At 71.0% G+C, this 7,829-nt stretch carries 9 protein-coding genes; 3 read left to right on the top strand and 6 right to left on the bottom strand.

The features are described 5' to 3' along the window. Both ETD86_RS33700 and ETD86_RS33695 read right to left on the bottom strand, forming a co-directional pair. A partial coding sequence (locus tag ETD86_RS33700) for an AAA family ATPase (RefSeq protein ID WP_211370480.1) occupies positions 1–878 on the bottom strand: 878 nt, incomplete at its 3' end. A gap of 148 nt (positions 879–1,026) precedes the next feature. Further along, the gene (locus tag ETD86_RS33695) at positions 1,027–1,986 is read right to left on the bottom strand and encodes an NADP-dependent oxidoreductase (protein ID WP_138670692.1); all 960 of its coding nucleotides are present in this window, start codon (positions 1,984–1,986) and stop codon (positions 1,027–1,029) included. Between the two features lie 67 nt (positions 1,987–2,053). On the opposite strand from ETD86_RS33695, the gene ETD86_RS33690 reads away from it, so the two are divergent. Then, complete coding sequence (locus ETD86_RS33690) at positions 2,054–2,464, top strand: winged helix-turn-helix transcriptional regulator (RefSeq protein ID WP_138670691.1); 411 nt, start codon at positions 2,054–2,056, stop codon at positions 2,462–2,464. Here ETD86_RS33690 and ETD86_RS55645 read toward each other — a convergent pair. Together ETD86_RS55645 and ETD86_RS33685 are read right to left on the bottom strand one after the other, a co-directional pair. Then, complete coding sequence (locus tag ETD86_RS55645; protein WP_170223407.1) at positions 2,451–2,615, bottom strand: hypothetical protein; 165 nt, start codon at positions 2,613–2,615, stop codon at positions 2,451–2,453. The genes ETD86_RS33690 and ETD86_RS55645 overlap by 14 nt on opposite strands. Next, positions 2,612–4,246: a sodium:solute symporter family protein gene (locus ETD86_RS33685; protein ID WP_246148598.1), complete on the bottom strand. Its 1,635-nt coding sequence runs from the start codon at positions 4,244–4,246 to the stop codon at positions 2,612–2,614. Before ETD86_RS33685 ends, ETD86_RS55645 begins: the two co-directional genes overlap by 4 nt. An 87-nt stretch (positions 4,247–4,333) precedes the next feature. On the opposite strand from ETD86_RS33685, the gene ETD86_RS33680 reads away from it, so the two are divergent. Next, complete coding sequence (locus ETD86_RS33680; RefSeq protein WP_138670689.1) at positions 4,334–5,113, top strand: putative hydro-lyase; 780 nt, start codon at positions 4,334–4,336, stop codon at positions 5,111–5,113. On the opposite strand, the gene ETD86_RS33675 is transcribed toward ETD86_RS33680, so the two are convergent. Beyond that, entirely contained in the window at positions 5,098–5,673 is a 576-nt protein-coding gene (locus ETD86_RS33675) for a P-loop nucleotide/nucleoside kinase family protein (RefSeq protein ID WP_138670688.1), read from the bottom strand. The genes ETD86_RS33680 and ETD86_RS33675 overlap by 16 nt on opposite strands. A gap of 85 nt (positions 5,674–5,758) precedes the next feature. Here ETD86_RS33675 and secY point away from each other — a divergent pair, with 85 nt between their 5' ends. Next, a complete protein-coding gene (gene secY / locus ETD86_RS33670; protein WP_138670687.1) occupies positions 5,759–7,048 on the top strand; it encodes a preprotein translocase subunit SecY in 1,290 nt (429 codons plus the stop codon). A gap of 70 nt (positions 7,049–7,118) precedes the next feature. Here the strand turns inward: secY and ETD86_RS33665 are convergent, their stop codons facing one another. After that, positions 7,119–7,760 carry a response regulator gene (locus ETD86_RS33665; RefSeq protein WP_281287003.1) on the bottom strand — a complete coding sequence of 214 codons (642 nt, stop codon included), beginning with the start codon at positions 7,758–7,760 and terminating at the stop codon, positions 7,119–7,121. Positions 7,761–7,829 lie beyond the last annotated feature (69 nt).

The raw sequence follows: 7,829 nt of genomic DNA, 5'->3' as shown, positions 1-7,829 counted from the left end.
GGTGCGGCGGGGTCGGCGAGCAGGGTCTCGGGGTCGGGGAGGTCGAGGTCGCGCAGCCAGGACAGCAGCTCGAACCCGGCCGCCTCCCCGACGGCTCCGACCACCAACTCGGCCCGCACCCGCTCCACGCCGGCCGGGTCCGGCGGCATGCGGGTCCCGGCTGCGGAGGCAGGCGTCCCTTGGGTGCCGGTGGTGGCCGGTCGGGCGGAGGCGCAGGCCAGCGCGGTTGCGGCCAGGTCCCACGTACGGGGACTGGGCCACGCGCGCCCAGGCCCGTCCGGAACGGCGAGCACGAGCTCAGGCCGCACCCGAAGGAACGCTCCCACCAGCGCCCGGGCCCGTGCCACCGCCGCCTCGGAGGGTGCGGACCACCGGGCGGGGTCCGGCACGGGGAAGCCGCCCGTGAACCCCTCGGCCACCGAGGCCGCGCTGACCTTCCAGTCCAGGTGGATCAGCCGGTTGGCGAGCGGCGCCGACAGGTCCCACCCGTCCGCCGCCTGCTCGGGCGGGTTGGCCGCGGCCACGATCCGCACCGGCGCGGGCAGGACCAGGTCGCCCACGGCCCGTTCCAGCACCACCCGCAACATCGCCGCCTGCACGGCGGGTGGCGCGGTGGTCAGCTCGTCCAGGAACAGGATCCCCGACCCGGCCGCGGCCAGCCGCTCCGCCCAGCGCGGCGGCGCGAGCCACGTGCCTCCGTCCCGCACCACCGGCAGCCCGGCGAAGTCGCTCGGCTCCCTGATCGAGCCCACCACGACCTCGACGGGAAGCCCGAGCCGCCGGCCGAGCGCCAGCACCGCCGAGGTCTTCCCGGTGCCCGGCGACCCCCAAAGGATCACCGGCAGGTTCGCCGCCACCGCCACGGACACCGCGTCCACGAACGCCCCCTCGCGTCAACCAACATTGACTCATCAAGGGTCAACGTAGGTTGACGCGAGGTGGGATGTCAAATCTCCGCTGCGAGGGCCGGGCCTCACATCTCCGCTGCGCAGGCCGGACGTCACATCTCCGGCGCGAGGCCGGGCGTCAGATCTCCAGGACGAGCTTGCCGACGAAGTCGCCGCTCTCGATCAGCGCGTGCGCCTTCGCGGCCTCGGCGAGCGGGAACACCCGGTCCACGTGCGCCGCCAGGCGCCCCTCCGCCACCAGCCCGGCGATCGACTCCAGCGCCGCATGGTCGGGCTCCACGACGAGCACCCCGGACCGCAGCCCCGTCGCCTCGTACGCCGCCACGTCCTCGGGCGTCATCCCCGCGCCCCCGATGAACGCGCCCCCGGGCCGCAAGACGGGCAACGACCTGGCCGGATAGTCCTTGCCCACCATGTCGAGCACGACGGCCACGCCCGGCGTGCCCGAGTCCGGCACCATGTCGGACACCGCCTGGGCGAAGTCCACAGTGGTGTAGTCGATCACTTCGTCCGCCCCCAGCCCGCGCACGAACGCGTGCTTCGCGGCCCGCGCCGTGCCGATCACGTACGCGCCACGCAGCTTGGCCAGCTGCACGGCCAGGTGCCCGACGCCGCCGGCGGCCGCGTGCACGAGCACCCGCTGCCCCGCCGAGACCGCCGCGACGTCGGCGAACGCCTGCCAGACGGTCAGCGCCGCCATCGGCAGCGCCGCGGCCCGCACGTGATCGACCCCGGCCGGCTTGCGGGCGAACTGCCGCGGCCTGGCCACCACGTACTCGGCGTACGCCCCGGCGTAGCGCGGGAAGTTGACCATGCCGAAGACCTCGTCCCCGGGCTTGAACCGGCCGACGTACTCGCCGACCTCCTCCACCACGCCCGAGATGTCCCACCCGGGGATCAGCGGCAGATCGACGTAGTCGGGCGGGTAGGGAACCCGGCGCAGCTTCCAGTCCGGCGGGTTGACGCCCGCCGCCCGCACCCGGACGAGGACCTCGTGCGCCTGTGGGACGGGCCGCGCGACGTCGGTGATCTCCAGCACCTCAGGCTCCCCGAAGGAGCGGTACGTAATGGCTCGCATGCGTCACATGCTGGTCGTGCCAGGTATCTCTTGTGAAGAAGGCACCTTTTTGGTATTCAGGTACCTGATGGATACCAGGTTTCCCGATCTCCGGCAGTACGGCGGCGCCGAGGCGTTCCTCCGGGCGTGCAAGCCGAACACGGTCCTCGAGATGTTCACCGGCAAGTGGAACGGCCTGGTGATGGGCGCGCTGTTGGACGGCCCCAGGCGCTTCAACGAGCTACGCAGGATGCTCGACGGCATCACCCAGAAGATGCTCTCCCAGACCCTGCGCACGCTGGAGCGCGACGGCCTGGCCAGCCGCACCGTCTACCCGACGATCCCGCCACGGGTGGACTACGAGCTGACGGACCTCGGCCGCAGCGCCATCGGCGTGTTGCAGGCCATCGGGGCGTGGGCGGGGGAGCACGCCGACGAGGTGATCGCCGCGCGGGAGGCGTACGACACCAAGGCCCAGGAGCCGGTCAGATCCGTCTGACCCGGGCCCACACCACGAACGTGCCGCCGAACACCGCCATGACCAGCCCGGTCCACAGGTTGACGGCGCTGCCCAGGACGCCGGCGATGATGAGGATCACGCCGTAGATCAGGAACAACCCGCCGATCACCATCCGGATGTCGCTCATCATATGATCACTCCGTACATCACGGCCGCCAGGATGAGGGCGCCCACGCCCAGCAGCATCGGCGAGCGGTACCACCTCGCGTCTCCGGCCAGCGCGTCGTCCTCAAGGGTGACGTCGCTGAGCCCGTACACCAGCCCGCGCAGCTCCGCTTCCGGCTTCTGCGTGGTGACCAGCGTGACCACCACGGACACCACCACGTCCACGGCGAACGCCAGGCCCGCGCCCCAGAAGCTGGCGTTCAGCTCGGTGCCGAAGTCCACGTACCCGGCCTTGTACAGGATGTACGACACGAAAGCGGCGATCGTCCCCGCGAGCAGCCCCCAGAAGCCCGCCCACGGCGTCATCCGCCGCCAGAACAGGCCGATGATGAACGTCGCGAACAGCGGCGCGTTGAAGAACGAGAACAACGCCTGCAGGTAGTTCATGATGTTGGAGTAGCCGGCCGCGATGAACGCCGTCCCGACCCCCATCGCGACGCCCACCACGGTCGCGATCCGGCCCACCCGCACGTAGTAGTCGTCGTCGCGCTCCCGCACCAGGTGCGCCTGCCAGATGTCGTTGGTGAACACGGTGTTGAACCCGCTGATGTTCGCCGCCATCCCCGCCATGAACGACGCCAGCAGCCCGGTCACCGCGATCCCCAGCACGCCGTTCGGCAGCAGGTCGCGCATCAGCAGCGGGATCGCGTTGTTGTACGCCTGCCCCTTGCCCAGATCGCTGAAGAGCACCAGCGCGATCATGCCGGGCAGCACCGTCACCAGCGGGATGAAGATCTTCGGGTACGCCGCGATGATCGGCGTGAGCCGGGCCGCGTTCGTGTTCCTGGCCGACAGGGCCCGCTGCACCTCGGCGAAGTTCGTCGTCCAATAGCCGAACGACAACACGAAGCCGAGCCCGAACACGATGCCGATCCAGTGCGCCTGCATCGGGTTCTCGCCCGTGGCCAGCCCGTCCCACGTGTGCACGCCACCCTCGCCGAGCGGGCTCTGCCGCACCTTCTCGACCAGGCCGCCGATCCCGCCCACCTTCATCAGCCCGAGCACCGTCAGCGGGATCAGGCCGGCCAGGATCACGAAGAACTGCAGGACCTCGTTGTAGATCGCCGAGGAGAGCCCGCCGAGCGTGATGTAGGTCAGCACGATCACCGCCGAGATCACCACCGAGACCGGCAGCGGCCAGCCCAGCAGCGCCTCCATGACCAGCGCCAGCGCGTACAGGTTCACCCCGGCGATGAGGATCTGCGCGATCGCGAACGTGATGGCGTTCAACAGCTGCGTGGCCCCGTTGAACCGCCTGCGCAGGAACTCGGGGACACTGCGCACCTTGGAGCGGTAGTAGAACGGCATCATCACGATGCCGAGGAACACCATCGCCGGGACCGCGCCGATCCAGTAGTAGTGCACGGTCATCACGCCGTACTGGGCCCCGTTGGCCGCCATGCCGAGGATCTCGATCGCGCCCAGGTTCGCCGACACGAACGCCAGGCCGGTGACCCACGCGGGCAGGCCGCGGCCGGCGAGGAAGAAGTCCAGGCTGGAGGTGATCCGCTTGCGAGCGGCGAAGCCGATCCCGAGCACGGTGGCGAAGTAGATCGCGACGAGCAGGTAGTCGAGCAGGTTCACATCGAGCCGCACCCGCACCCGCTACCCGGGAAATTCCCAACATCACCTCGGCCGGTGCAGTGGTGGACCGCTGGACGTGGCCCGCCATACTGTCGAGGAGTGGACGTCGCCGACCTCAGCCCCGCGCAGGCGCGGGGGCGCTTCCGCACCGGCGAGCGGGTGCCCACCGCGGGCTGGTGCCGGGGCTGGACGCAGGCCAACCTGATCGCCGTGCCCGCGCGGCTGCGGTACGAGTTGCTGCTGTTCGCCCACCAGAACCCGCAGGCGTGCCCGGTCCTCGACGTGGGGGAGCCGGGCGCCTGGTCCACCGCGTTGTTCGCCGGTGATCTCCGTACCGACCTGCCGGGATACCGGCTCTACCGGGACGGCCGGCCGGTCGCCGACCTCGACGAGGTGGTGGAGGAATGGCGCGAGGACCTCGTGCCGTTCCTCATCGGCTGCAGCTTCACCTTCGAGCGCGCGCTGCTCGCCGCGGGGGTGCCGGTGCGGCACCTGGAGGCGGGGACGAACGTGCCGATGTACATCACCGACGTGCCCTGCCAGGCGTCCGGCAGCCTGTCCGGGCCGCTGGTCGTGTCGATGCGGCCGGTGCCCGAGGAGCTGGTGAAGACCGCCGTCGCGGTGAGCGGGCACTACCCGCGGGTGCACGGGGCGCCGGTGCACGCCGGCGACCCCGCCGCGATCGGCATCCGCGACCTGGCCAGGCCCGACTTCGGAGACCCGGTGGAGGTGCGTGCCGATGAGGTGCCGCTGTTCTGGGCGTGCGGGGTGACGCCGCAGGCGGTGATCATGGCCAGCGGCGTCGAGTACGCCATCGGGCACCTGCCGGGCCACATGGCGATCCTGGACGTCCGCGACGAGGACTACCGCGTGGCCTGAGGCGGGATGCCCGCCGCCGTGAGCTGGTCGCCGACCGGCCGCGCGGCGCACCGGTTGTCGATCTCCACATGCGGGACGACGGGCGGCTCGTCCACCCGGATGTTCCTCAGGTAGTCGCCGAACGCCGCCAGCTTGCCCGCGTCCCTGGCGTACCCCCTGGCCACGAGGCGCTCGCGCAGGGTCGGGCCGTCGGAGCGCACCCAGAGCAGCCGCACCGGCGGGCCGCCCAGCTCCGTCACCCACTCCGCCCACCGGGCCGCGTCGTGGACCTGCGTGGTGAACGGCCCGTCGAGCAGGACCGGGCAGCCGTGGCCGCGGATCTGCCTGGCGAGCCTGGTCAGGCCCGGGTACTCGTGGCGTTTGATGTGCCGGTCGTACCAGGGGCCCTCGCGTTCGCCGTCCGGCCGGCCGTGGGCGCGCAGGACCTCCGCCACGAAGCCGCCGTACACGGTGTCCTTGTCGAGCAGGGCGGGCACGGGGGACAGGCGGGCGAGCAGCTCGGCGGCCACCGTGGACTTGCCCGCGCCCGGCGGCCCGCTGACCACCCACACAGTGCTCATGCGATCAACATACGCAGATCTGCGTACGCCGGTGCCTCGTCTCGGCGGACGACCTCTTCTGCCGCCCCGGCCAGACTCGTTGCCCATGCTGACCGTGTTCGCCAGGGCGTTCCGTGTGCCGGACCTGCGCAAGAAGTTGTTGTTCACACTCGCGCTCATCGCGCTGTTCCGGCTGGGGCAGGTCATGCCGTCGCCGGGGGTGAACGTGGTGGCGGTGCGGGAATGCGTGGGAACGGCCGGCGGCGGGCTCTTCGACCTCGCGCAGATGCTCAGCGGGGGCGCGATGTTGCAGCTGTCGGTGTTCGCGCTCGGCGTCATGCCGTACATCACCGCCAGCATCGTCATGCAGCTGTTCGCCGTCCTGGTGCCGCGGCTGGACACGCTCAGGAAGGAGGGGCAGCGAGGGCAGGCGAAGATCACCCAGTACACGCGGTACCTGACCGTCGCGCTCGCCCTGTTGAACGCCGGCACCGTCGTCGCGCTGGCCCGCACCGGGCAGTTGCTGCCCGGCTGCACCCGGCCGCTGCTGCTCGACGACGGGCTGCTCTCCTCGGCCATGATCGTGCTCACCATGGTGGCGGGGGCGTGCGCGGTCATGTGGCTGGGCGAGCTGATCACCGACCGGGGGATCGGGAACGGTATGTCGCTGCTCATGTTCACGCAGGTCGTGGCCGTCTTCCCGGGCTACATGTCGAAGATCTTCGTGCTGACGCCGGTCGGCGCCGTGGTGATGACGGTGGCCGGGTTGTTCCTGGTGGCCGCTGTCGTGTTCGTGGAGCAGGCGCAGCGGCGGGTGCCGGTGCAGTACGCCAAGCGCATGGTGGGGGCGCGCATGTACGGGGGGACCAGCACGTACATCCCGCTCAAGGTGAACCAGGCGGGCATCGTGCCGGTCATCTTCACCTCGTCCCTGCTCTACCTGCCGACGCTCGGGGCGCCGCTGCTGGGGGAGGCGGTGGGGGCGTGGGTCGCACGGAACCTGACGTCGGGGACGCATCCGCTCTACATGACCGTGTACGTGCTGCTGATCGTGTCGTTCGCCTACTTCTACGTGTCGATCACCTTCAATCCCGAGGAGGTGGCCGACAACATGCGGCGCTACGGCGGGTTCGTGCCCGGCATCAGGCCCGGGCGGGCCACTGCCCGGTATCTGGCGTACGTGCTGTCCCGGCTGACCGCGCCCGGGGCGGCGTACCTGGGGGTGCTCGCGTTGTTGCCGCTGGTGGCGTTCGCGATTCTGCGGGATCCCGGCACCCAGCAGAACTTCCCGTTCGGCGGGACCAGCGTGCTGATCATGGTCGGGGTCGGGCTGGACACCGTCAAGCAGATCGAGGCCCAGCTCCAGCAGCGCAACTACGAGGGGTTCCTGAGATAGGCGGTTTCACGGAAGGGGTGCGGCCGGTGCGCATGGCTCACGGTGGGCCGGTCAGGCCGGCGCGCATGGCTCACGGTGGGCCGGTCAGGCCGGCGCGCATGGCGAACACCACGAGCTGCGCCCGGTCCCTGGCGTGCAGCTTCACCATGGCGCGGCTGACGTGGGTACGCACGGTGTCAGGGCTGATCACCAGCTCCTTGGCGATCTCCTCGTTCGACCGGCCGGTGGCCACCCATGCCACCATCTCCCGCTCCCGAGGAGTGAGCGTCTCGATGCCCTCGACCGGCTCCGTCCCGTGCCGGCCGAACAGTGCGATCACCTTCCTGGTGATCGCCGGCGACAACAACGCCTCCCCGGCGGCGACCACGCGGACCGCGTTGACCAGCTCCTCGGGGGCGCTGTCCTTGAGCACGAACCCGCTGGCTCCGGCCTGCAGGGCGGCGAAGACGTACTCGTCGACGGCGAACGTGGTCACCACCACGATCCTCGCGCCCCGCAACTCCGGGTCCTCGGCGATCGCCCGCAGGGTGGCCAGGCCGTCCATGCCGGGCATGCGGATGTCGAGCAGGAGCACGTCCGGACGGACCTGCCGCATCAAGGCCAGCGCCGCCGCCCCGTCGGCCGCCTCGCCGGCACACTCCATCCCGGGCTCCCGCTCCAGCAGCGCCCGCAACCCCATCCGCACGACCGCCTGATCGTCGGCGACGACCACCCGAAGGGGTGGCCGGTGGCCCTCGCCGTCGGACGACGCGCCCGACGCGTGCTCCGGACGGCGCGCGGG

Source organism: Nonomuraea turkmeniaca (assembly GCF_005889735.1).
In the GTDB taxonomy this organism is placed as follows: domain Bacteria; phylum Actinomycetota; class Actinomycetes; order Streptosporangiales; family Streptosporangiaceae; genus Nonomuraea; species Nonomuraea turkmeniaca.
Note: the sequence above shows the minus strand (reverse complement) of the source record. Positions and strands in the feature narration are given on the sequence as shown.